A 21,991-nucleotide genomic window follows, 5' to 3' on the forward strand; every position below is an offset into this window, starting at 1 on the left:
TCAACTTCAGGTTGCACGCTAGCCATATGACCACACCGACCGCAACCCGCCCGTGGGGCCGCACCCTCCCCGCCCCGGTCGTCGCGCCGCTGGAACGCATCCGCGCCGGCAACGCCTACGACGACAACGTGTACTCAACCGTCGACGTGCACTGGGTGCTCTACGACCGGGTCCTGCGGGTCACCCCGGCCACCGTCGACGACCCGGACCGGGACCGCTTCCTGCTCTCCAAGGGGCACGCCGTGGCCGGCTACTACGCGGTGCTCGCCGCCAAGGGGTTCATCCCCGTCGACTGGCTCGACGACGCGGGCGGGCCCGACAGCCGCCTCGGCGGCCACCCCGACCGCACCCTCGTCCCCGGCGTCGAGATCGGCTCCGGCTCCCTCGGCCACGGCCTCGGGTTGGGCGTCGGCACCGCGCTCGGCCTACGCGCCCAGGGCCACACCACCCCCCGGGTGTACGTCCTGCTCGGCGACGCCGAACTCGACGAGGGCTCCAACCACGAGGCGATCGCGTACGCCGGGGCGACCGGCCTGGCCGGGCTCACCGCGATCGTGGTCGACAACGCGTCGGCCAGTCACGGCTGGCCGGGCGGGGTGGCCAGCCGGTTCACCGTCAACGGCTGGACCGCCGCCACCGTCGACGGGCACGATCACGACGCCCTGCACGCCGCCCTCACCGGCCACGACGGCCACCGCCCGCACGTCGTCGTCGCGGTCGACGGACCGACCCCGGGGAGCCGGTCATGACCATGCGGGACACCTTCGTCGCCAGCGCCACCCGGTTCCTCGACGACCCCCGGACCACGATCGTGCTGGCCGACATCTCCGCCGACGCCTTCGCCGAGGCGGGCCGACGGTATCCGGACCGGGTGGTCAACGTGGGCATCCGGGAACAGTTGATGGTCGGGGTGGCCGGTGGGCTCGCCCTCACCGGGCAGCGCCCGATCGTGCACAGCTACGCCCCGTTCCTCGTCGAGCGGGCGTACGAGCAGATCAAGCTGGACCTCGACCACCAGGGGGTCGGCGCGGTGCTGGTCAGCATCGGCGCGTCCTACGACCGGGCGGAGGCCGGCCGGACCCACCTCGCCCCGGCCGACGTCGCCCTGATCGACACCCTCGACGGCTGGACCGTGCACGTGCCCGGTCACCCCGACGAGGTCCCCGACCTGCTGCGCGACGCGGTCTGCGGGCAGCACTCGAGCTACCTGCGGCTGTCGCTGCGCAGCAACACGCGGGCGTACCCGCAGGCGGGTGGGTTGCAGGTGTTGCGCGACGCCGGGCCGGGCGCGGCGCTGCTGGTGGCGGTCGGTCCGGTGCTCGACGCCGCGCTCGCCGCGGTGGCCGGGCTACCGGTGACGGTCGCCTACACGCACCGGCCCCGGCCGTTCGACGTGGCCGGGCTACGGGCGCTGGCCGGCGGCGAGGTGATCGTGGTGGAGCCCTACCTGGCCGGCACCTCGACGCGGGTGGTGGCCGAGGCGTTGGCGGACCGGCCGCACCGGCAGCTCAGTCTCGGCGTGGGCCGGGCGGAGCTGCGGCACTACGGCACCGCCGAGGATCACGACCGGTGGCACGGCCTCGATCCGGCCGGGCTGCGCCGGGCGATCGGCGACTTCCTGGCGGCGGGCCACCACACCGGCCCTTCCTGACGACCGGGCGGTCTCCGACACGCCGACCGGAGGCCACGGCGGGCCCGGCCGTCGCGCTCAGCGGGATGCGCGCGACGGCCGGGAACGGGTGCGTTCCCGGCCGAGGATCCAGATCGCCTCGACGCCGTCCTTCCAGGTGATCTTCTTGCCCTCCTCGCGCCCGCGCGCCCGGTAGCTGATCGGGACCTCGTACGGGCGGATGCGACGGCGCAGGAGCTTGCCGGTCACCTCCGCCTCCATCCCGAACCCCCGGGACCGGATGCCCAGCGACCGGTACAGCTCGACCGGCATCAGCTTGAAACAGGTCTCCAGGTCGCCGATGTAGGAGTTGAACAGGACGTTCGCCGCCATCGTGACGCCCTTGTTGCCCATCACGTACCAGAAGCTGTAGGCGCTGTGACTGCCGAAGGTGCGGTTGCCGTAGACCACGGTGGCCCGCCCGTCGAGCACCGGGGCGAGCAGCCGGGGGATGTCCTGCGGGTCGTACTCCAGATCGGCGTCGAGGATGACCATGTACTCACCCTCGGCGCTGTCCACGGCCGTCTTGATCGCCGCGCCCTTGCCCGCGTTACGGGAGTGGGTGATCACCCGCAGCCGCGCGTCGTCCGCCCGGCCGAGGATCTCCCCGGTGCCGTCCCGGCTGCCGTCGTCGACCACGACCAGCTCGATCTCGCACGGATAATCGACCGCCAATGCCTGCTTGAGGGCATCCGCGATGCGTTCTTCCTCGTTGTAGACCGGCATGAGGATCGAGAGCTTCACGGGAATCTCCACGGTGGCGACAGTGAGTCGGGCCTAGCCTAGCCTGGCAGATCGGCCCCGCGAGGGTCGCCACCGCAGCGGCGGGTTCCCGTCATCCGTGGCCACCGTACCGGCCGGCACCCGGTCTTTCAGCGCAATGGTGTTTACTTCCGCCCATGTCGGCAGCCGGCTGGATGCTCGTGGCGGCCCCCGTCGCCTCGCTCGTGGTGCTCTCCGCTCTGCTGCGGCCCCGAGCCGCCGGGGTGGACGCCCCGCACCGCCTCGGCGTCGTCCGGGCCGCCCTGCTCACCGGCGTCTTCGCCGTGCTGACCGTGGAGGTGCTCGGCGCCCTCGACGCGCTCACCCTGCCCGCCTTCGCCCTGGCCTGGCTGCTCTTCGTCGCCGGGGTGGCGGTCGCGGCGGCGACCCACCGACGGTCCGGGCGGGTTGCCGGCCGGCCCGGCACCACCGCCGCCCGGACCCGCCGGGCGGTGCTGGTCGGCTCGGCAGTGGGCGGCCCGACGGCACAGGGCCCGGGCGGGGGCGGGCCGAGGGCGGACGACCTCACCGGGGACCCGGCCGCCGGCACCCGCGCGGAACTGCCGAGCACCGCCGGGCGCGGCGTCGCGGCGGTGCTGTCCGACTGGGCGGGCCGACTGACCCACCTGCGGCGTACGGCGACCCGGGGCGAGCGGCTGCTCGCCGGCGGGGTGCTCGCGATGGTATCGATCGAGCTGGTGGTGGCGCTGCTGGCCGAGCCCAACAACTTCGACTCGCAGACCTACCACCTGCCGAAGGTGGAGCACTGGGTGGCCCAGGGCAGCCTGGAGTTCTGGCCCACCGCCATCCACCGGCAGGTGACCATCCCGCCCGGCGCGGAATACCTGCTGCTGCACCTGCGCCTGTTCACCGGCGGGGACGCCCTGCACAACCTGGTGCAGTGGGCCGCCGGGATCGGCTGCCTGCTGGCGGCCACCCGGATCACCGCCCAGCTCGGCGGCGGCCGGCGGGCCCAACTGCTCACCGCGTTCCTGCTCGCCACCACGCCGATGGTGGCCCTCCAGGCGACCAGCACCCAGACCGACCTGGTGGCCGCCGCCTGGGCCGCCTGCGCCGCCACCCTGGTGCTGGACGGCCTGCGCCGCCGGGCCGACCTGACCACCGCGCTGGCGCTGGGCGCGGCCACCGGCCTGACCGCGTTGACCAAGACCAGCGGGCTGATCGCCGTCGGTCCCCTGCTGCTGCTCTGGGGGCTGGCCCAGCTCCGCCTCGCCGGAGGCGGCACCGGTCACTCCGCCGGGGCCGGCACCGGTCGCTCCGCCGGAGGCGGCACCGACCGGACCGGCCGGGCGGTCGACGGTGTCGGGTCGGATCCGGCGACCCGGGCGGCCGACCGGCCGGCACCCACCGGGACCCGGCAGGTGGCCCGGACGGTGGGCGGTTCGCTGCTGGTGCTGCTGGTCGCGGCGACCGTGGTGGGGCCGTTCCTGGCCCGGGAGACCGCCGAGTTCGGCCACCCGTTGGGGCCGCCACGACTGCGCGAGTCCATCCCGATGGAACGGCACGACCCGGCGTCCGTGCTGGTCAACGCGCTGCGGATCGGGCACACCGCGTTCGACACCCCGCTCGCCCCGCTGCGCGCCGGCACCGCGGGGGCGATCACGGCCGGCTCCCGCGCCGTCGGCGTCGACCCGCAGGACCGGGCCATCACCTTCGGCCGGGAGGTCTTCCCGGTGCCCTCCTGGTATCCCGACGAGGACCGGGTGGCCTTCCCGCTGGCCGGGTCGCTGGCGCTGCTCGGGGCGCTCTTCGCGCTGGCCCGCCCCCGCCGGGTCAGCCCCGGTCGACCGGGGACACTGCGGGCGTACGCGGCCGTGGTGGTGCTCGCGGTGGTTCTGCACACCGCGATGATCAAGTGGCAGCCGTGGGGGAACCGGCTGCTGCTGTACGCGCTGGTGCTGGCCGTACCGCTGGCCGGGCTCTGGGTGGACGCGGTGCTGCGGCGGCGGCCCGGGGCGGGACGAGGGTCGGTGGCCGCCGGGCTGGTGGTGACCGTGCTGGCCACCTCCGCGTTGGCCGGCGTGCTGGCCCTGTCGTACGGCTTCCCGCGCCGGCTGGTCGGTGCCGGCTCGGTCTTCACCACCTCGGAGTGGGACACCCGGTTCCTGCGCCGGCCACAGTGGGCCGACGAGTTCCGGTGGGCCGCCTCGGCGGTGCGGGCGAGTGACGCCCGACGGATCGGCCTGGTGCAGCAGAACGACAACTGGGAGTACCCCTGGTGGTTGCTGCTGCGCGGCGACGACGGCCGCTCGCCCGAGCTGGTGGCGTTGCAGTCGGTGCTGCCGGACCGGCCGCCGGCCGACCCCACCTCGGTCGACGCGATCGTCTGCACCGGCCCCCGCACGGAGTGCGCCCGGCTGGTCCCGGCGGGCTGGACGATCGAGTACCGCGACCACGTCGGCTACGCGCTGCCCCCGCCCCGCTGAGCGCGATCCGACCGCCGGCAGCGCCGGCCAGCTGAACCGGTCGGCGGGACGTCGGGCCGGCGTGGTGGCCAACGCCGGCCCGACCGTCCCCACGGGTCACTTCTGCTTGACCGGCACCACGATCAGCCGGGCCACGCTGGCGTCGCCGTCCCTGGCCCCCGCCACGTTGACCTTCGTACCCACCTTGACGTCGTTGGCCTTGATGGTGGTGCGCCGCTCGACCACCCGGAGCTGCTCGCCCAGCTTCCAGGTGAGGGTGAAGCCGTCGGTGGACTTCACCGTCACCGAGTCGCCGTCGATCGCGGTGACCTCGCCGCGCTGCACGACGACGGTCTTCGTGCCGTCCTTGGTCTGTACCACCGCCTCGCCGTGCAGGCCGTTGCGGCCCAGCTGCACCCGGGCCTGCCGGCGCTGCCGCAGCTCCTTCACCCGCTCGCTCCGCTTGCCCTTCGCCCCGGCCTGCGGGGACGGGGTGGTCGACGCGGCGGGCGCGGCGAGCAGGTCCAACTCGACCGGGTCGAGGCCGAGCGCGGCCAACGCCTGCCCCTCGACGCCCAGCGCGGCGGCCACCTCGACGACGGCGACCTTCGTGCCGTCCTGCGCGACCTGGGCCGTACCGCAGCCGGCGACGCCGAGCGTGAGCGCCGCGAGCAGCGACGTGGCGGTGACGGCGATTCCCCGATGTGCCATGACTCTCCCTCTGGTCCGTGGTGCCACCAGCGTCGCGGAGCCCGATGGGCGCGGGGTCAGGCCGATGTTCGGGTCGGGTAAGGATGGGCGGGCAGCCGGACGGTGAACGCCGCGCCGCCCTCGGCGGCGTGCCCGGCGACGATCTCCCCGCCGAGCCGGCGGACCAGCCCGGCGGCCAACGCCAGCCCCAACCCGCTGCCGACCTTGCGGACCCCCCGGTAGCGCTGGTGCAACGCCCCCCGCTCGAAGGCCACCGCCAGGTCGTCGTCGGTGAAGCCGGGCCCGCCGTCACGGACCTCGATCAGCCCATCGGCGGTCGGGTCGGCACCGGCCGCCCGGACCGCGAGCACCACCGGTGCCCCCGGCGGTACGACCCGCAGTGCGTTCTCCAACAACCCGTCCACCACCTGCCGGATCCGCCCCGGATCGGTGTACGCGGGCACCGCCGTGCCCGGCGTCTCCAGCCGGAACGGCACCCCGACGGCCGCGCACCGCTCCGACCAGGTGCGCTCGGCGTCGGCGGCCAGCCGGGTGAGGTCGACCGGCACCGGTTCCAACGGGAAGTCCACCGCCTCCAGCCGGGCCAGCGCCAACAGGTCGGCGACCAGCCGGTCCAGGTGCTGGGCCTCGGTGAGCATGGTCCGGCCGGTGGCGGCGGCCTCGTCCGCGCCGATCACCCCGTCGGCGAGCGCCTCCGCCCACCCCCGGATCGCGGTCAACGGGGTACGCAGCTCGTGCGAGACGGACAGCAGGAACTCCCGCTGCCGGCCCTCGCTGGTGGCCAGCGCGGCGGCCAGCCCGTTCAACGCGTACGCCAGGTCGGCGACCTCGTCGGGGGGTTCGACGGGCACCCGGACGGCCCGGTCACCGGCGCGCAACCGGGCGGCGGCGGTGGCGGCGTGCCGGATCGGGCGGGCCAGCCGGCGGGCGAGCAGCAGCCCGGCCGCCGCCCCGGCGGTGAGCCCGGCGAGCAGCGGCAGCCAGAGGGCGCGCAGCACCTGCCGCCACGGCCCCTGCGGGGTGGCCCGGGTCAACACCACACCCTCACCGCCGGGCAGTGCCCGCCCCTCGACGAGGGTCCGTTGGCCGTTGACGAACCGTCGGCCGGAGACGTCCCGACCGCCGGAGACCCGGTTCACCACCTGCCGGGGCAGGCCGGGGCGGTCGGCCAGCCCACCCTGGACGACGTACACCTCGATCTGTTGTTCCCGGAGTTGGCGGATCAGCCGGTCGCCGGCCGCGTCGCGCTGGCGGCTGGGGCGTACCCGCAGGACGTCGGCGGCGAGACGGGCCTGGGCGGCCAGCGCGGCCTGGTCGCGGCGTTCCACCCCGCGTACCGCCAGGGGGACCGCGACCAGCGCGGTGACCAGCACCGACACCAGCGACACCGCGCAGGTGACCAGGACCGCGCGGGCGGTCAGCGTATGGGTGAACCGGCGGCGCGGCCGACGGCGACGCCGCCGGGCCCCGCCCGGCGGCGGGGTGGCCGGCGGCAGGGCGCCCGGCGGCGGGGTGGCCGACGGCAGTGCGGCCGACAGCGGGGCGGCCGGCGGCAGTGCGGCCGACAGCGGGGCGGCCGGCGGCGGGGCGGCCGACAGCGGGGTGGTCGGCGGCCGGGGGGCGGGCTCAGCCATTGGCGGCGTATCCGACGCCCCGGTGGGTGCGGATCACGCTGGCCGGGCCGAGCTTGGCCCGCACCTGGGCGACGTGCACGTCGACGGTGCGGGTGCCGGCGTGTGCCGCGTAACCCCAGACCCCGGCCAGCAGCTCCTCCCGGGTGAAGACCCGGCCGGGGCGGGCCATCAGGTGGGCGAGCAGGTCGAACTCGGTGGAGGTGAGCTGGACGGGGGAGCCGGCCGCGAGCACCGTGCGGCGGGCCGGGTCGAGGGTGACCGGGCCGACGGTGCGGGGCCGGTCCGGCCCGTCCGGGGCGCCGGCGGTGCGCCGCAGCACCGCCCGGACCCGGGCCACCAACTCCCGGGGGCTGAACGGCTTGGTGACGTAGTCGTCCGCGCCCAGCTCCAGGCCGACGATCCGGTCGACCTCGTCGTCGCGGGCGGTGAGGAAGAGGACCGGGGTCCAGTCACCGGCCTCGCGCAGCCGCCGGCAGACCTCGGTGCCGGCCAGGCCCGGCAGGGTGATGTCGAGGACGCAGGCCACCGGGCGCAGCCGTCGGGCGGCGGCCAACCCGCCCGTGCCGTCCCGTTCCAGGTGTACGCCGAACCCGTCCCGGCTGAGATAGAGCCGGACCAGGTCGGCGATGGCCGGTTCGTCCTCCACCACGAGGACGAGCCCACGTTGGCCGGTGGCGTCAGCGGTCACCGGCCCATGATGACCGACCCTGGACCGACCGAAACGTAGGCCGGTGTTCGGGTCAGGTAAGGATGCGGTCAGCGGGTCGGCAGCGGGCGCAGCAGCGGGGCCGGTGCGACGGCCGGCGCGTCGCCGATGGTGGCGACGACCCGTTCCTCGGGCTTGCGCAGCCGGGTGCGGAACGCGTGGTGCAGCAGCGTGTCGAGCTGCCACACCTGCTTCGGGTGCTGGGTACGGATGACGAACCGCTCCCGCACCCCGTCGATCGCGGTGGCCGCCAACTCGACGGCCTGCGCCCGGGGATCGGGGCTCCAGGTGACGTTGCTCAGCTCACGCAGCTCGGTGTTCAGGTGCAGGCGCAGCCGATGCAGCACCCGGGTCTGCTGGGTGACCACCAGCCGGCGGTGGGTGAGCAGGAGGAGGTAGTCGCCGTCGACCGGCCGGTCGGGGCGGGCGCACCGGGCGACCAGGATGGTGGCGTCGCCGGAGCCGACGCACTGCCGGAAGACCGGCATGTGCCGACTCACCGTCTGGACCGCCAGCCCGGTCTCGGCGGCGGCCGGGAGGAAGGTGCGCGAGAAGACGTCCATACCTGGCCAACGAGCCGTGACCAGGGGTGATGTGGGTCACTGTCGACTTTTGGAAGTTCCACTCCCCCGTGTCGCACCACCGGTGTGTCTTCCGGACCTCCCGCCCGCCCGACACCCGGTCAGACGGGCATCGGGGCGAAGAGCTCGCCGAGCCACCCGGGCACCGCGTCGGCGTACTCGGTGCGGCTCGGGTCGGTGGTGTCGAGGGCCCGCCGCCAGGACAACGCCCGACTCACCGTGGTCACCCGCATGGCCAGCCCGGCGACCTCCCGCAGGGTCGCCCGGTCGTGCCGGTCGGTCCACGGCTCCAGATAGGCGTCCCGCAGCCGGACCAGCACCGGGTCCCCCTCCGGCAGCGAGAACGTGTGTGCCGCCGAGCGCAACGTCACCAGCAGGGTGCCGAACGGGTGCGCGACGGAGGCGTCCCCCCAGTCGAAGAAGCGGTAGCCGTCGGCGGCGGCGAACACGTTCCCGTCGTGCAGGTCGTCGTGCTGGACACTGGCCGGGATGCCGCTGTCGGCGAGCCGCCGGCAGTCCTCGGCGAAGCGCGGCAGGTGCGCCCGCAACCGGTCGTGGGTCGCCGCGTCCAGGCCACCGCCCCCACCTTCGCCACCGGCGTCGAGGAGCAGGGCGGCCCGGTCGTCGAGGAGGTCGGCCAGGAGGCCCGGCATCGCCGCCGGACGCTGGTCGGGTACGCCGAGTGCGACGAGTTCGTCCGCCGCCGGGGCCAACTCCCGCTGGAGTTCGGCGTAGGCCGCCAACACGTCGACCCAGCGGGCGGGCTCGGGTTCGGCCAGTTCACGCAGGGTGGGGCCGCCGTCGGGCAGCAGCGACCAGCCCCGGCGAGGGTCCACCGCGACCGGGTCGAGCACCCGACCGGGGGTACGCCGGGCCAGCTCGGCCAGGAGCACCACCTCGTACGCCGTGCCGGGATTGTTCGCCTTGAACCAGTACGACCCGGCGTCGGTGGGCACCTGCCAGACCGACGACCAGGGGCGCAGCCGGGCCTCCACCGGGCCGGTGACCCGGCGACCGTGCCGGTCCAGGTGCCCGGTGACCCAGTCGAGGGCGGCGGACCGCCACTGCGGATCGGCCCAACCGGCGGCTACGGGAATGGTCGTCACGCCGCGCAGAGTAGGCCACCATCCCACCCCGGCACCCGCCATTTTCCACCGGGCCGGCCCGCTGGTCGGGTGGTGGCCGGATCGACCTGGGATCGCGGACGGGCGGTGTCAGAGCAGTTCGAGGATGGTGGCGTTGGCCATGCCGCCGCCCTCGCACATGGTCTGTAGGCCGTAGCGGATGTCGTTGTCCCGCATGTGCTGGAGCAGCGTCGTCATGATCCGGGCGCCGGACGCCCCGAGCGGGTGACCCAGCGCGATCGCCCCGCCGCGCGGGTTGAGCCGTTCCGGGTCGGCCTCGGTCTCGGCCAGCCAGGCCAGCGGCACCGGGGCGAACGCCTCGTTCACCTCGTACACGCCGATCTCCTCGATGCCCAGGCCGGCGCGGCGCAGCGCCTTCGCGGTGGCCGGGATGGGGGCGGTGAGCATGGTGACCGGGTCGTCGGCGGCGACCACGGCGGTGTGCACCCGGGCCAGCGGACGCAGGCCGTGCCGGCTGGCCCAGTCGCTGGTGGTGACGGCGAGCGCCGCCGCGCCGTCGGAGATCTGCGACGCGGACCCGGCGGTCACCACGCCGTCGGCGCGGAACGGGGTCTTCAGCCCGCCGAGCACCGCGAGGGAGGTGTCCCGGCGGATGCCCTCGTCGGCGGTGAAGGTGCCACCGTCGGCCAGCGGCACCGGGGCGAGCTCCGGGTCGAACACCCCGGCGTCCTGCGCGGCGGCGGCCTTCTCGTGGCTGGCCAGCGCGAACTCGTCGAGCTGGCTGCGGGAGAAGCGCCACCGGGCGGCGATCAGCTCGGCACCGACCCCCTGGTTGAACGGGAGCGGCTGGTCGTCGGCGAAGCCCTCGACCCCCCGGTAGCGGGCCCGGAGCTGGTCGCTGAACGGCATGCCGTCGCCGACGCTGGACCCCATCGGCACCCGGGTCATCGACTCGACACCGCCGGCCACCACCAGGTCGGCCTGCCCGGAGAGCACCGTCGCGGCGGCGAAGTGCAGGGCCTGCTGGCTGGAGCCGCACTGCCGGTCGAGGGTGGTGCCGGGCACCGACTCGGGCCAGCCCGCGGCGAGCACGCCGTTGCGGGCGACGTTCCAGGACTGCTCGCCGACCTGGGACACGCAGCCCCAGATCACGTCGTCGACCTGGCCGGGATCGATGCCGGTGCGGTCGGCGAGGGCGCGCAGCACGTGCGCCGACAGGTCGACCGGGTGCACCTCGGCCAGGCCACCCTTGCGCCGCCCGACCGGGGTACGGACCGCACCGACGATGACTGCGTCGCTCATGACTACTCCCCGGTAACTTCGGCTGCCTCGATCCTACGTCCCCGACCGCCGGTCCGCCCTGCCCGGCGCACCCGACCCGACGCAGAGGGGCGGGCGGCGCGGGGCGAGCGGTCGCCGCAGGGGGGCGGGCGGAGCTGGCATGCTGGGACGGTGCATCCACCATCGTCTCCGGCCCGCCAGTGGCGGGTCCCCCCGGCGCTCCCGGCGGTGAAGCTGGTCGGTGCGGTCGGGTTGGTCGCCCTCGGGCTGCTGCTCGCCGCCGGGGACCCGGTCCCGCTGGCACTGGCCGTCGCCGCCGCCGTGGGCCTGGCCGCCTGGGCGGTACGCGACCTGCTCGCCCCGGTCCGCCTCGCGGTCGACGCCGAGGGGATCACCGTCGTGCGGGGGTACGCCGGGCGGCGGCACCTGCCGTGGGGCGTGGTGGAGGCGGTCACCGTGGACCGGCGGACCCGGTTCGGGTTGACCGGGGAGACGCTGGAGATCGACGCGGGCGAGACCCTGCACCTGCTCGGCCGGGCCGACCTGGGTGCGTGGCCGACCGAGGTGGCCGAGGCGGTCCGGGCCGCCCGCCCCTGACCGGCGCGCGGCCCGCGCCGGCACCGGCACCGCTCAGCCGAGCAGCATCACGGTGCGGACGATCACCAGGCCGAGCAGCGCCACCAGGATCACCGCCGTACCGGCCGCCTGGAAGACCGAGCGTCGCATCCGGGGGGCGTACGCCAGCACGAGCGCCATCAGTGCCCCGACGATCAGCCCGCCGACGTGGCCCGGGATGGAGATGCCCGGCACGGTGAACGTGAAGATCAGGTTGATCACCAGGATCGGCAGGATCGCCGAGGTGTCCCGACCCAGCCGGCGCATCAGCACGAAGATCGCCGCGAACAGCCCGAAGATCGCCGTCGAGGCACCGGCCGACGCGGTGTTGGGGCTGCTGAACAGGTAGGCCGCCACGTTGCCGCCGAGCCCGGCGACCAGATAGAGGGTGAGGAAGCGCAATGGCCCGAGCAGGGCCTCCAACTCCCGCCCCAGCACCCAGAGCGCCCACATGTTGAGCAGCAGGTGCACCACGCCGTAGTGCAGGAACATCGCGGTGACGAGGCGGTACCACTCACCGGAGGCGACGCCGTGCGCTTCCCCGAACGGCACGTACGAGGCGTAGCTGAGCACCGAGCCCCACTGGGTCAGCGGGGTGCCGCCACCGAGCAGGCCGCCGAAGCCGGACCCGCCGATCATCGAGTCGCCGCCCCGGTCGCTGAGCACCGAGACGATCATCACCAGCACGTTCAGGGCGATCAGGACGCGGGTGACCACGCCGCGACGGCCGGCGGCACCGCCACCGAAGGCGGTACGCGCCGGCCGTACGCTGCGGCGTCCCTCGTTCACGCACTCCGGGCACTGGTGGCCGACCGGAGCGTCCCGCATGCAGTCCGGACAGATCGGCCGGTCGCAGCGGGAGCACCTGAGGTACGTCTCCCGGTCGGCGTGGCGGTAGCAGACCGGGGTGGTCGGCACCGGCCCACCGGTGGCGTCGCCGGCCGGCCCGGAGCGTTCAGTCATGCGTGCAAAGGTACCTCGCGGGTGCGGTCAGGCCTCGGTGCGCTCGATCTCGACCCGCTCGATCACCACGTCCTGCAACGGCCGGTCGCTCGGACCGGTCGGGGTGTTCGCGATCGAGTCGACCACCTTCGCCGACTGCTCGTCGGCCACCTGGCCGAAGACGGTGTGCCGGTTGTTCAGGTGCGGGGTCGCCCCGACGGTGATGAAGAACTGCGACCCGTTGGTGCCCGGCCCGGCGTTCGCCATCGCCAGCAGGTAGGGCCGGTCGAAGCGCAGCTCCGGGTGGAACTCGTCGGCGAACGTGTAGCCCGGGCCGCCCCGGCCGGTGCCGGTCGGGTCGCCCATCTGGACCATGAAACCGCTGATCACCCGGTGCGAGATGGTGCCGTCGTAGTACGGCCCGTTGCCCGGCTGACCGGTGCGGGGATCGGTGTATTCCTTTTTGCCCTCGGCCAGTTCCACGAAGTTACGAACCGTCTTCGGAGCGTGATTGCCGAAGAGCTCCAGCCGGATCGGGCCAGCGTTGGTGTGCAAGGTGGCGTAGACAGCCTCGGCCACGGGTACTCCTCACTCGTTGGTCAGTTCCATGCGGATCCTCCCATGTGCCCCATCTGGCAGTGCGGAGGCATCCGTTGGTGGAGGATGACGAAGGAACAACTCCCAGGAGGTGGGACCGTGTTGGGAATCGGGCGACGCAAGACCCAGGGGCAGCTGGCAAAGGTGGAGCTGCACCAGGGCATCGGTCACCTGAGGCAGGCTGCCACGCACGCGGCGAAGGGTGCCGGCGCCACGGTCGGCCCGCGGGTCCAGGCGGCCCGGGGGGCGGTCGCGCCGACCGCTGTCGTGGTGCGGGACCGGGCTTCCAGTGGCCTCGCGACGACGGTCGCGGCCCTCGCCCCGGTGGCCCTGGCCGTGCGCAACGCCCAGGCCGAGGCCGCCGGTAAGGCGGTGGCCGGCAGGAAGGCCGCCGCCGCGAAGCAGGCCGCGGTGAGCAAGAAGATCAAGGCGAAGAGCCCGAAGGCCCGCAAGAGGAAGCGCACGTCGCGCGGCATGCTCGCCGGCCTGCTGGTCGCCGGGACGGTGGCCGGGGTGGCCGGTGCGATGGCGATGCGTCGCCGCCGTGAGCAGCAGGAGTGGGCCGAGTACGACCCGACCCGCAGCATCGGCACCGCCCCCGTCACGCCGCCCGCCGCCGGCGTCTCCGCCGGCTCGGTCACCGCCGGCATCGACGCCCCCCGCGACGAGGTCGACATCCTGGTCGTGGAGACCCCGTCGGCCGACGACCCCGCCACCACCGGTCCGGTGCCCCCGTCCACCGGTGTCGGCAGCTCCACGGTGGCCGGCACCCCGGCCGGCAAGCCGGTGATCCACCCGAACGACAAGGTCCCCTCGGTCGCCGAGGGCGCCACCGACGTCTCCGGCCGGCCGGCCGACGACCTCGGCAAGGCGCTCGACGCCGGTCGGAACGCGGCGCAGTCCAGCACCCGGCGCTGATCCCCCGCACCACGTCGGCGGCGCGGTGACGACCTGACCGGTCGTCCCGCGCCGCAGCCGACTTCCGGACCCCGTCGGGTCCCGGGTCGCCCGGCAACGGGACGCGCCGCTGGCACCCGGAGCCCTCGGCACGGTACGGCCCGGCACCGTCATCCGGCCTGCCCGGGGCGGCGGTCCCCACGAGAACGTAAGGATTTTTCAGGGTTCTCCCCGACCGTTACGGGCCCACCCGGCGGGCTTCCGGCTCCTACAGTGCTCGTATGTCGTCGACCACCGACCCGGAGCGCCCGGCTCCGGAGCCGAACGGCGCCCCCTCGACGGGGCGCTGGGACCAGTCCGCCGAGCGTCCGGAGGAGCCCCCGGCCGGGCGTGACCGGGCGCTGTCCCGGCGGCGCGTGCTCTCCGGCACCGCCGCCGCGCTGGCCGGCGCGGGTGTGGCGCTGACCGGTGAGTTCGGCTACGCCGAGGCCACCGCCGACAGCAAGCTGCCCGTCTACGGCGGGTACGCGGCCACCGTGCACGCCGACCGGCGTACCCCGCCCCGGTCGTCCCGGGTCGACGTGGTGTGGAGCGTGGACACCACCCGACGGTTGATCGCGCTCACCTTCGACGACGGTCCGGCCCCGAACTGGACCCCCCGGGTGCTGTCGATCCTCGCCCAGACCGACACCCCGGCCACGTTCTTCATGGTCGGCCGCCGCGCCCGTGAGTACGGTCGGCTGGTGGCGCACCGGCTGGACGGCCACGAGATCGGCAACCACACCTGGGCCCACCAGGACCTGGCGAAGATGACCTACGAGCAGGCGTGCACCGCGATCGGTCGGGCGCACAACGAGCTGACCCGGCTCTGGGGGCGGGAGCCCACCCTGCTCCGCCCGCCCTACGGGCACCTGGCCGGCAGCACCCTGCTGGCCGCCAACGACCTCGGCTACCAGGTGGTCCTGTGGAACCGGCAGATGCTCGAATCCCGGTTCACCCAGAATCCGGACGGCCTGGTCGACTACATCGTCGAGTCCTGTGACCCGGGCACGATCCTGCTCGCCCATGACACCGGGCCGGCGGACCGGCTGGTGGCGATCCGGGGGCTGGCCGCGATGATCACCGGGTTGCGGCGGCGGGGCTTCGAGTTCGTCACCGTCTCCGAGCTGATGGCGGCGGCGACCCCGGCGGCCACCCCGGCGCACTGACCCACCGCCGCCCCGGCCCACCGACCGGGCGGCACACCGGCCACTGACCGGCCGCCACCCCGGCCCACGACCGGGCGGCGGTCAGAGCCAGCCGTTGCGGCGGAACCACCGGTAGAGCGCCAGCGAGATGGCGAGCATCAGCGCCAGCACACCCGGGTAGCCGTACGTCCATTTCAGCTCGGGCATGTTCTCGAAGTTCATGCCGTAGACCCCGGCGAACGCGGTCCAGACCGCCGCGATGGCCGCCCACGCGGCGATCTTGCGCATGTCGTTGTTCTGGTCGACGGTGACCTGCGCCAGCCGGGCCTGGAGGATCGAGTTGAGCAGGTCGTCGTAGGAGTTGACCTGCTCGACGGTGCGGCTGAGGTGGTCCTGCACGTCGCGGAAGTAGCGGCGTACCTCCTGCGGCACCTCCCGGTGCACCTGCGCGGTCAGCGTCATCAGCGGCCGTTGCAGCGGGATCACCGCCCGCTTGAACTCCACCAGTTCCCGCTTCATCTGATAGATCCGCTGGATCCGCCCGCTGCTCTGCCGGTCGAAGACGTCGGCCTCCAGCACGTCGAGGTCGTCCTCCAGCTGGTCGGCCACCTCCAGATAGAGGTCCACCACCCGGTCGGTGATCGCGTACGCCACCGCCCACGGGCCGTGCCGCAGCAGGTCCCGCTTGGCCTCCAGGTCGGCCCGGACGGGCGACAGTCGGCAGGCGTCCCCGTGCCGGACGCTGATCAGGAAGTTGGGGCCGATGAAGAGCATCACCTGGCCGGTCTCGACCACCTCGGAGGTCTCGGTCAGCTCGGTGTGCTCGCAGTAGCGGGCGGTCCGCAGCACCAGGAAGCTGACGTCGCCGAAGCGCTCCAGCTTGGGCCGCTGCTGGGCCTTCACCGCGTCCTCGACGGCCAGCTCGTGCAGCCCGTACGTCTCGGCGATGGCGGTCATCTCGGCCAGTTCCGGTTCGTGCAGGCCGAGCCAGACGAACCCGCCGCGCTCGTCGCGGGCGGCGGCCAGCGCTTCGGCGTACCGCCACTGGCCGGGGCGGCGTTCGCCGTCGACGTAGAGGCCGCAGTCGACCACGCCGCTGCGGCCGGGGCCGGTGGGCGCGGGGGTGCGGGGGGAGCCGTCGGCGTTGAGGATGCGCGACATCGCCCGGACCGGGGACACCCAGGCGCGGGGGTTCAGCACCCGACCGCCGTGGGGTGTCGTCGACCGTTCCCGTTCCGCCCGGTCCGTCATGGCGTACCCCCTCCCGGTGTGCGTGCTGCGGCTTGCAGGCTACGCCGCCGCCGGGCCGGCGGCCCTCGGACGATCGGCGGCCCCTGCGGCGGGACGGACGGCGGCAGGTGGGTGGCCGTGATCCTGGTCACCCGGGCCGGGCCGGGAGCGGGGCGGATGCCGGGGAGCAGGTGGGGGGTGGTGCCGGGCGGGTCGGGCCGCGTCCAGGGGGGTGAGGGGCGACCCGACCCACCCGGCACCGTTGGGGGCGGGGGCAAAGCTGCGGCGTCACCCGGCCGGCCGGTGGCAGGGGCCCTGAGCGGGTCACCAGCCAAACGTGAGTGACGCTCGCAGCATTGTGGGGCGTCGGGCCGGCCGAGGGGAGCCCTCGACCGGCCCAGGTCGCGCTTCTGTCAGAAACCCGACAGATTTTCAGCCGCGTACGGCAGCCACCGCGTCCGCCAGCCGACGCACACCCTCGTCGATCCGGTCCGCGGTCACCGCGGAGAACGCCAACCGCAACGCGTGCCGCCCACCGTCGACCATGAAGTCGCTGCCCTTGACCACGGCGACGCCCCGCTCGGCGGCGGCCGGCGCCAACCGGTCCACGTCCACGTCGTCGGGGAACTCCACCCAGAGGAAGTAGCCGCCGTCCGGCTCGACGAAGGTCACCTCGGGCAGGTGCCGGCGCAGCGACTCGGCCAGCACCCCGGCCCGCTCACCCAGCGCCGACGACACCGTGGCGATGGACCGCTGGATGTCACCCGAGACACAGAACTGGTGCACGATCGCCTGCGCCACCATGCCCGGCGAGATATAGAGGCTGGTCGCCGACTTGGCGATGTCCGCGATCAGGCTCGCCGGCCCGACCAGGTAACCGACCCGCACCCCGGGGCAGACGGTCTTGGTGAAACTCGACGCGTGCACCACCACGCCCCGGGTGTCCATCGACAGCATCGACGGCAGCGGCTCACCCCGGAACCGGATGTCGGCGTAGGGGTCGTCCTCGAAGATCGTGAAGCCGTACTCGGCGGCCAGGTCGAGCAGCTCCCGGCGCTTGTCCAGCGACAGCGTCACACCGGCCGGGTTCTGGTAGTTCGGGATCACGTGGGCCAGCCGGGGGCGTACCCCGGACTCCAGCAGCTTGCGCAGCTCGGCGGTGTCCAGGCCGTCCGGCTCGATGCCCACGCCGTGGATCTCGCCGCCCATCCGCTGGAGGTTGAGCAGGGTCCGGTCGTACGTCGGCCGCTCCACCACCACGGCGTCGCCGCGCCGGACCAGGTGGTCGAAGAGGAACGCGTCGGCCTGGAGCGAGCCGTTGGTGACCAGCACCTGATCCGCCTCGACGCCGTGCTTCTCGGCGATCCACTTCCGCAAGGGTGGGTACCCGACGGAGGTGCCGTAGGCGGTGACCCCGGCGGGGTCGGCGTCGAAGGCACGGACGGCGGCGGCCTTGAGCCCCTCGACATCCACGATGTCCAGCGAGGGCGCGCCACGGGCAAACGAGATCAGCTGCTCGGCGGTCATGCGCACGAGCCTAGGGCCTGCCCGGCCCGCTCCGGCCGGCATACACGCCAAGTTCAACATGCGGGCAGTCCCACCCGCCCCGGCGGTGGCGGCGGTCCAGCCCGGCGGCCTCCCGACGGTGGCCGGCGCACCGGGAGTCCGGAGCGGGGTGCACCGGGCGTCCGGGCCGGGGCCGGGGCGAACCGGTCGACTCCGGTGCAGGTCGGGACGGGACCGGACATCGGCGCGGTCGGCCGGCGCTCGCTACTGTCGAAGTGTGCCCACCGAGCCCTCCCGCTGCGCCGGCGCGTTGACCGTGGGCGATGGCGTCGAGCTGGCACCGCACCGGTTCACCGGGCTGGTCGCCCCGGCGGTCGAGCGGGCGTTCGTGGCCGGGATGCTCGCCGGCCGCGACGGTGGTGGCGCCGAACTGAGCCAGCGGTACGGCGGCCCGGCCGCCACCGGCTTCCTGGTGGAGTTCCGCACCCGGCTCGCCGCACCCGGGGGTGCCGTCGACCGGGCCGGCTTCGCGGCGGTCAACCGCTACCGCGACCCGGCCACCTGCCACCGGGCGCTGGACAAGCAGGTCGCGCACGGCATGATCGCCCGCCGGCCGGACGGCGGTTTCACCGCCACCGAACGCGGTGTCGACTTCCTCACCGAGCTGTACCAGGTGCACGCCGAGGTGACCGAGGAGCTGTGGGCCGGGCACGACGACCGGGTGCACCGGCTCGTCGAGGCGTACGGTCGGGTGCTGGCGTACGCGGTGCTGCTCGCCGGGGAGCCGGACGCCGAACCCGGGCCGGCGTTCGCCGCGATGGCCCCGCCGTACGAGCCGGACGGCATCCCGTCGGGGGTGTTGCTGCTCAACCGCCTCGGCACGCTGCGGTACCACCGGGCGGACGCGCACGCCGCCGCGTGGACCGCCGCCGGGCACACCGCCACCAGCATCGGGGAGCTGCCGGACGGGCCGGAGCGACGGGCCATCGAGCTGGAGACGGACCGTCGGGCGGCCGGCCCGTACGCCACGCTGACCGCGGACGAGCGGCTGGGCGTGCTCGCCGACCTGGCCGCCCTGCCCGGTTGAACCGCTGCCCGGCCAGCCCTGGAACCCCTGCCCGGCCCGGCCGAACTCACGGTTGGCGGCGGCTGCCCGGTCACCCGGGGCTATCCTCCACGGTGACCTGGAGTCGTACGAGGGAGGCCCCGCATGATCGGGATGGTGCTCGCGGCCGGTGCGGGACGCCGACTGCGCCCGTACACCGACACCCTGCCCAAGGCGTTGGTGCCGGTGGACGGTGAGACCACCATCCTGGACATCGCGCTGCGCAACCTGGCCGAGGTGGGGCTCACCGAGATCGTGATCGTGGTCGGCTACGCCGCCGACGCGGTCGTGCAGCGGCAGTCGGCGCTGGAGGAGAGGTACGGCGTCACCCTCACCCTGGTGCACAACGACAAGGCCGAGGAGTGGAACAACGCCTACTCGCTGTGGCTGGCCCGGGAGCACTTCGCCCGGGGCGTGCTGCTGGTCAACGGCGACACCGTGCACCCGGTGAGCGTGGAAAAGACCCTGCTCGCCGAGCGCGGGCCGGGCATCCTGCTCGCCGTGGACACCCTCAAGGCGCTCGCCGACGAGGAGATGAAGACCACCTTCGACGTCGCCGGCCAGCTCACCCGGATCACCAAGCTGATGGACCCGGGCGAGGCGTACGGCGAGTACATCGGCGCGACGCTGATCGAGCCGCAGGTGGCCGGGGCGCTCGCCGACGCGCTGGAGGCGACCTGGCGGCGCGACCCGAACCTCTACTACGAGGACGGCTACCAGGAGTTCGCCGACCGGGGCGGGGAGGTGCGGGCCGCGCCGATCGGGGATGTCTCCTGGGTCGAGGTCGACAACCACGACGACCTGACCCGGGCGCGGGAGATCGCGTGCCGCTACTAGCTCGTACCATCCTGACCCCGCTGCACATCGACGTGCGGCGCGGGGCGGTCGCCGACCTCGCCACCATCCTCGCCGACGGGCGGATCTCCTCCGGCGGCGACGTGGCGGTGGTGGTCGGCCCCGGTCAGGGCGGGCAGATCGCCAACCTGCTGCGGCCGTCGCTGCGCTCGGCAGACGTGTTCACCGTGGCCGGCGGCACCCTCGACGCCGCCGACGAGCTGGGCGGCAAGCTCCGCGAACGCTCGTACGACGCGGTGGTCGGCATCGGCGGCGGCAAGACCATCGACGTGGCGAAGTACGCCGCCACCCGGCGCGGCCTGCCGATGGTGACCATGGCGACCAGCCTCGCCAACGACGGCATCGCCTCCCCGGTGGCCAGCCTGATCACCGGCGGCCTGAAGGGCTCCTACGGGGTGCACATCCCGATCGCGGTGATCGTCGACCTGGACTTCGTGGCCGCCGGCCCCGACCGGCACAACCGGGCCGGCATCGGCGACGTGGTCAGCAACATCAGCGCCCTGGCCGACTGGGAATTGGCCCGCCAGGTACGCGGCGAACCGGTCGACGGGCTCGCCGCGTCGCTGGCCCGGATGGGCGCGGAGGCGGTGCTCGCGCACACCGGCGACATGACCGATGACGCGTTCGTCACGGTGCTGGCCGAGGCGCTGATCTCCAGCGGCCTGGCGATGGCCGTCTGCGGCAGCAGCCGACCGGCCAGCGGCGGCTGCCACGAGATCATGCACGCGGTCGACGCCCTCTTCCCCGGCACCTCGTCGCACGGCGAGTTGGCCGGCCTCGGCGCGCTGTTCTGCACGTTCCTGCGCGGTGACCAGCGACGCTTCGCCGAGATGGCGGCCTGCCTGGGCCGGCACCGGCTGCCCCGGCACCCCGCCGACGTGGGGCTCACCGACGACCAGTTCGTCGAGGCGGTGCAGTTCGCCCCGGCCACCCGCCCCGACCGGTACACCATCCTGGAGCACCTGGCCATGTCGGTTACCGAGACGCGGGAGCGGCTGGCAGACTACGCCGGTGCACTCCGCGACCACAGTGGCTGAACCCCGCCCCACCGTTGCCGACTTCCACCGGGTCAACCGGGGCGGCGGCCTGTTCAGCGAGTCGGTCAGCCAGTGGCTGGGTGCCGTCTTCGCCCTGGTCGCCCAGCGGCTCGGGCTGCGCCCGACCGCGCTGACCATCACCAACCTGGTGCTCGGCCTGGCCGCCTCGGTGACCGTGGTGGCGCTCGCCGACCGGGTCGCCGCCGGTACCGTCCCGGCCTGGCTGGTCGGGCTGGTCGCGCTGGTCGGCTGGCAGGTGGCGTACGCCCTGGACTGCGCCGACGGGCAGCTCGCCCGGGTGACCGGTCAGGGCAGCGCGGCGGGTGCCCGGGTCGACGTGCTCTGCGACGTGGCCGCCCAGATCGCCCTGGTCGCCGCCCTGTCCGCCACCGCCGTGGCGCAGCGCCCCTCCACGCCGACCTGGCTGGTGGCGACCTTCGCCGGCACCTGGATGGTCAACCTGGTGACCTCGGTGATGCAGTCCGGCCCCAACGCCGCCAGCATGGTCACCTCCACGTCCCTGCCGGTACGCCTGGTCAAGCTGGTCCGCGACTACGGCGCGGTGATCTTCGTGGCGGGGCTGGTGCTGATGCTCGTGCCGGCGCTGGTGTTCTGGGTGGTCGTGGCGTTCACCGTGGTCAACGGCGGCTTCCTGCTGGCCAGCATCGCCTTCTCGGCCCGCGCGTCGCTGTAGGGCCCTGCGGCGGCGCTGCCGTCACGGCCCCGCAGGGGGTTCGGCATCCTGTTCTTGCGCGCGTTGTCGGCGGAGTTGTTCGAGGACTGCGGTGTCGGCTTCGAGGTCGGGATGGTCGACCTGCCGGTCGAGGTCGACGACCTGTTCGAGTTCCCGGATCGCCTGGTCGAGGTCACCGTTCGCCCGGTGGACCATCGCGATGTTGTACCGGGTGACGGCTTCGCCGACCCGGTCACCGACCTCCCGCCGAATAGGGAGTGCCTGGTGGTAATGGTTTAAGGCCCGCTGCCGATCCCCCAACCCGTCGTACGCGCCGCCGATGTTGTTCAGGGTGACGGCTTCACCGGCCCGATCGCCCACCTCCCGCCGGATAGGTAGAGCCTGGTGGTAGTGGTCGAGGGCCTGACGCCGATCCCCCAAGCCGTCGTACGCGTTGCCGATGTTACTCAGGGTGGCGGCCTCGCCCGCCCG

General features: G+C 74.0%; 22 protein-coding genes. 10 read left to right on the forward strand and 12 right to left on the reverse strand.

Going from position 1 to position 21,991, the window contains the following annotated elements:
- The first annotated feature begins 26 nt into the window (after positions 1 to 26).
- Together AB0K25_RS01025 and AB0K25_RS01030 are read left to right on the forward strand one after the other, a co-directional pair.
- Complete coding sequence (locus AB0K25_RS01025) at positions 27 to 749, forward strand: transketolase (protein WP_363817630.1); 723 nt, start codon at positions 27 to 29, stop codon at positions 747 to 749.
- A gap of 2 nt (positions 750 to 751) precedes the next feature.
- Complete coding sequence (locus tag AB0K25_RS01030) at positions 752 to 1,651, forward strand: transketolase (protein ID WP_363818250.1); 900 nt, start codon at positions 752 to 754, stop codon at positions 1,649 to 1,651.
- A gap of 57 nt (positions 1,652 to 1,708) precedes the next feature.
- Here the strand turns inward: AB0K25_RS01030 and AB0K25_RS01035 are convergent, their stop codons facing one another.
- Positions 1,709 to 2,413, reverse strand: a complete 705-nt coding sequence (locus AB0K25_RS01035) for a glycosyltransferase family 2 protein (protein WP_219465255.1) — start codon at positions 2,411 to 2,413, stop codon at positions 1,709 to 1,711.
- A gap of 155 nt (positions 2,414 to 2,568) precedes the next feature.
- On the opposite strand from AB0K25_RS01035, the gene AB0K25_RS01040 reads away from it, so the two are divergent.
- Entirely contained in the window at positions 2,569 to 4,878 is a 2,310-nt protein-coding gene (locus AB0K25_RS01040; protein ID WP_363817633.1) for a phospholipid carrier-dependent glycosyltransferase, read from the forward strand.
- A 96-nt stretch (positions 4,879 to 4,974) separates the two neighbouring features.
- On the opposite strand, the gene AB0K25_RS01045 is transcribed toward AB0K25_RS01040, so the two are convergent.
- The 6 genes from AB0K25_RS01045 to AB0K25_RS01070 form a co-directional block, all read right to left on the reverse strand.
- Positions 4,975 to 5,568 (reverse strand): hypothetical protein, encoded by a 594-nt coding sequence (locus tag AB0K25_RS01045; RefSeq protein ID WP_219465259.1) that lies wholly within the window; start codon positions 5,566 to 5,568, stop codon positions 4,975 to 4,977.
- Between the two features lie 56 nt (positions 5,569 to 5,624).
- Entirely contained in the window at positions 5,625 to 7,202 is a 1,578-nt protein-coding gene (locus AB0K25_RS01050) for a HAMP domain-containing sensor histidine kinase (protein WP_363817636.1), read from the reverse strand.
- Positions 7,195 to 7,890, reverse strand: a complete 696-nt coding sequence (locus tag AB0K25_RS01055) for a response regulator transcription factor (protein ID WP_208565052.1) — start codon at positions 7,888 to 7,890, stop codon at positions 7,195 to 7,197. The genes AB0K25_RS01050 and AB0K25_RS01055 overlap by 8 nt, the downstream gene beginning before the upstream one ends.
- Before the next feature lie 68 nt (positions 7,891 to 7,958).
- Positions 7,959 to 8,471, reverse strand: a complete 513-nt coding sequence (locus AB0K25_RS01060) for a hypothetical protein (RefSeq protein ID WP_208565053.1) — start codon at positions 8,469 to 8,471, stop codon at positions 7,959 to 7,961.
- Positions 8,472 to 8,590: 119 nt separating this feature from the next.
- Positions 8,591 to 9,595, reverse strand: a complete 1,005-nt coding sequence (locus AB0K25_RS01065) for a phosphotransferase (protein ID WP_308290945.1) — start codon at positions 9,593 to 9,595, stop codon at positions 8,591 to 8,593.
- 108 nt (positions 9,596 to 9,703) lie between these two features.
- On the reverse strand, positions 9,704 to 10,876 hold the full coding sequence (locus AB0K25_RS01070; RefSeq protein WP_208565055.1) for an acetyl-CoA C-acyltransferase: 1,173 nt from the start codon (positions 10,874 to 10,876) through the stop codon (positions 9,704 to 9,706).
- A 150-nt stretch (positions 10,877 to 11,026) separates the two neighbouring features.
- On the opposite strand from AB0K25_RS01070, the gene AB0K25_RS01075 reads away from it, so the two are divergent.
- Positions 11,027 to 11,452: a PH domain-containing protein gene (locus tag AB0K25_RS01075; RefSeq protein WP_357019037.1), complete on the forward strand. Its 426-nt coding sequence runs from the start codon at positions 11,027 to 11,029 to the stop codon at positions 11,450 to 11,452.
- A 33-nt stretch (positions 11,453 to 11,485) separates the two neighbouring features.
- Here the strand turns inward: AB0K25_RS01075 and AB0K25_RS01080 are convergent, their stop codons facing one another.
- Positions 11,486 to 12,433 (reverse strand): rhomboid family intramembrane serine protease, encoded by a 948-nt coding sequence (locus AB0K25_RS01080; RefSeq protein ID WP_219465269.1) that lies wholly within the window; start codon positions 12,431 to 12,433, stop codon positions 11,486 to 11,488.
- 27 nt (positions 12,434 to 12,460) lie between these two features.
- On the reverse strand, positions 12,461 to 12,991 hold the full coding sequence (locus tag AB0K25_RS01085; protein ID WP_363817642.1) for a peptidylprolyl isomerase: 531 nt from the start codon (positions 12,989 to 12,991) through the stop codon (positions 12,461 to 12,463).
- Positions 12,992 to 13,075: 84 nt separating this feature from the next.
- On the opposite strand from AB0K25_RS01085, the gene AB0K25_RS01090 reads away from it, so the two are divergent.
- Positions 13,076 to 13,927, forward strand: a complete 852-nt coding sequence (locus AB0K25_RS01090; protein WP_363817645.1) for a hypothetical protein — start codon at positions 13,076 to 13,078, stop codon at positions 13,925 to 13,927.
- 260 nt (positions 13,928 to 14,187) lie between these two features.
- On the forward strand, positions 14,188 to 15,114 hold the full coding sequence (locus AB0K25_RS01095) for a polysaccharide deacetylase family protein (RefSeq protein ID WP_363817648.1): 927 nt from the start codon (positions 14,188 to 14,190) through the stop codon (positions 15,112 to 15,114).
- 81 nt (positions 15,115 to 15,195) lie between these two features.
- On the opposite strand, the gene corA is transcribed toward AB0K25_RS01095, so the two are convergent.
- Positions 15,196 to 16,344, reverse strand: coding sequence for a magnesium/cobalt transporter CorA (gene corA, locus AB0K25_RS01100; protein ID WP_219465274.1), 1,149 nt, complete (start codon positions 16,342 to 16,344; stop codon positions 15,196 to 15,198).
- Between the two features lie 411 nt (positions 16,345 to 16,755).
- Positions 16,756 to 17,850, reverse strand: coding sequence for a PLP-dependent aminotransferase family protein (locus AB0K25_RS01105; RefSeq protein WP_219465275.1), 1,095 nt, complete (start codon positions 17,848 to 17,850; stop codon positions 16,756 to 16,758).
- Between the two features lie 256 nt (positions 17,851 to 18,106).
- Between AB0K25_RS01105 and AB0K25_RS01110 the strand changes: the two genes are divergently transcribed.
- From AB0K25_RS01110 to AB0K25_RS01125, 4 genes are all read left to right on the forward strand, one after another.
- The gene (locus tag AB0K25_RS01110) at positions 18,107 to 18,916 is read left to right on the forward strand and encodes a hypothetical protein (RefSeq protein ID WP_363817652.1); all 810 of its coding nucleotides are present in this window, start codon (positions 18,107 to 18,109) and stop codon (positions 18,914 to 18,916) included.
- A gap of 123 nt (positions 18,917 to 19,039) precedes the next feature.
- A complete protein-coding gene (locus AB0K25_RS01115; protein WP_363817655.1) occupies positions 19,040 to 19,771 on the forward strand; it encodes a phosphocholine cytidylyltransferase family protein in 732 nt (243 codons plus the stop codon).
- Positions 19,759 to 20,826: an iron-containing alcohol dehydrogenase family protein gene (locus AB0K25_RS01120; protein WP_363817658.1), complete on the forward strand. Its 1,068-nt coding sequence runs from the start codon at positions 19,759 to 19,761 to the stop codon at positions 20,824 to 20,826. The genes AB0K25_RS01115 and AB0K25_RS01120 overlap by 13 nt, the downstream gene beginning before the upstream one ends.
- Complete coding sequence (locus AB0K25_RS01125; protein ID WP_088642367.1) at positions 20,801 to 21,520, forward strand: CDP-alcohol phosphatidyltransferase family protein; 720 nt, start codon at positions 20,801 to 20,803, stop codon at positions 21,518 to 21,520. Before AB0K25_RS01120 ends, AB0K25_RS01125 begins: the two co-directional genes overlap by 26 nt.
- 21 nt (positions 21,521 to 21,541) lie before the next feature.
- On the opposite strand, the gene AB0K25_RS01130 is transcribed toward AB0K25_RS01125, so the two are convergent.
- The coding region (locus tag AB0K25_RS01130) for a tetratricopeptide repeat protein (protein WP_363817661.1) at positions 21,542 to 21,991 on the reverse strand (450 nt) is incomplete at its 5' end.

This window comes from Micromonospora sp. NPDC049257 (assembly GCF_040678915.1).
Lineage (GTDB): Bacteria > Actinomycetota > Actinomycetes > Mycobacteriales > Micromonosporaceae > Micromonospora > Micromonospora antibiotica.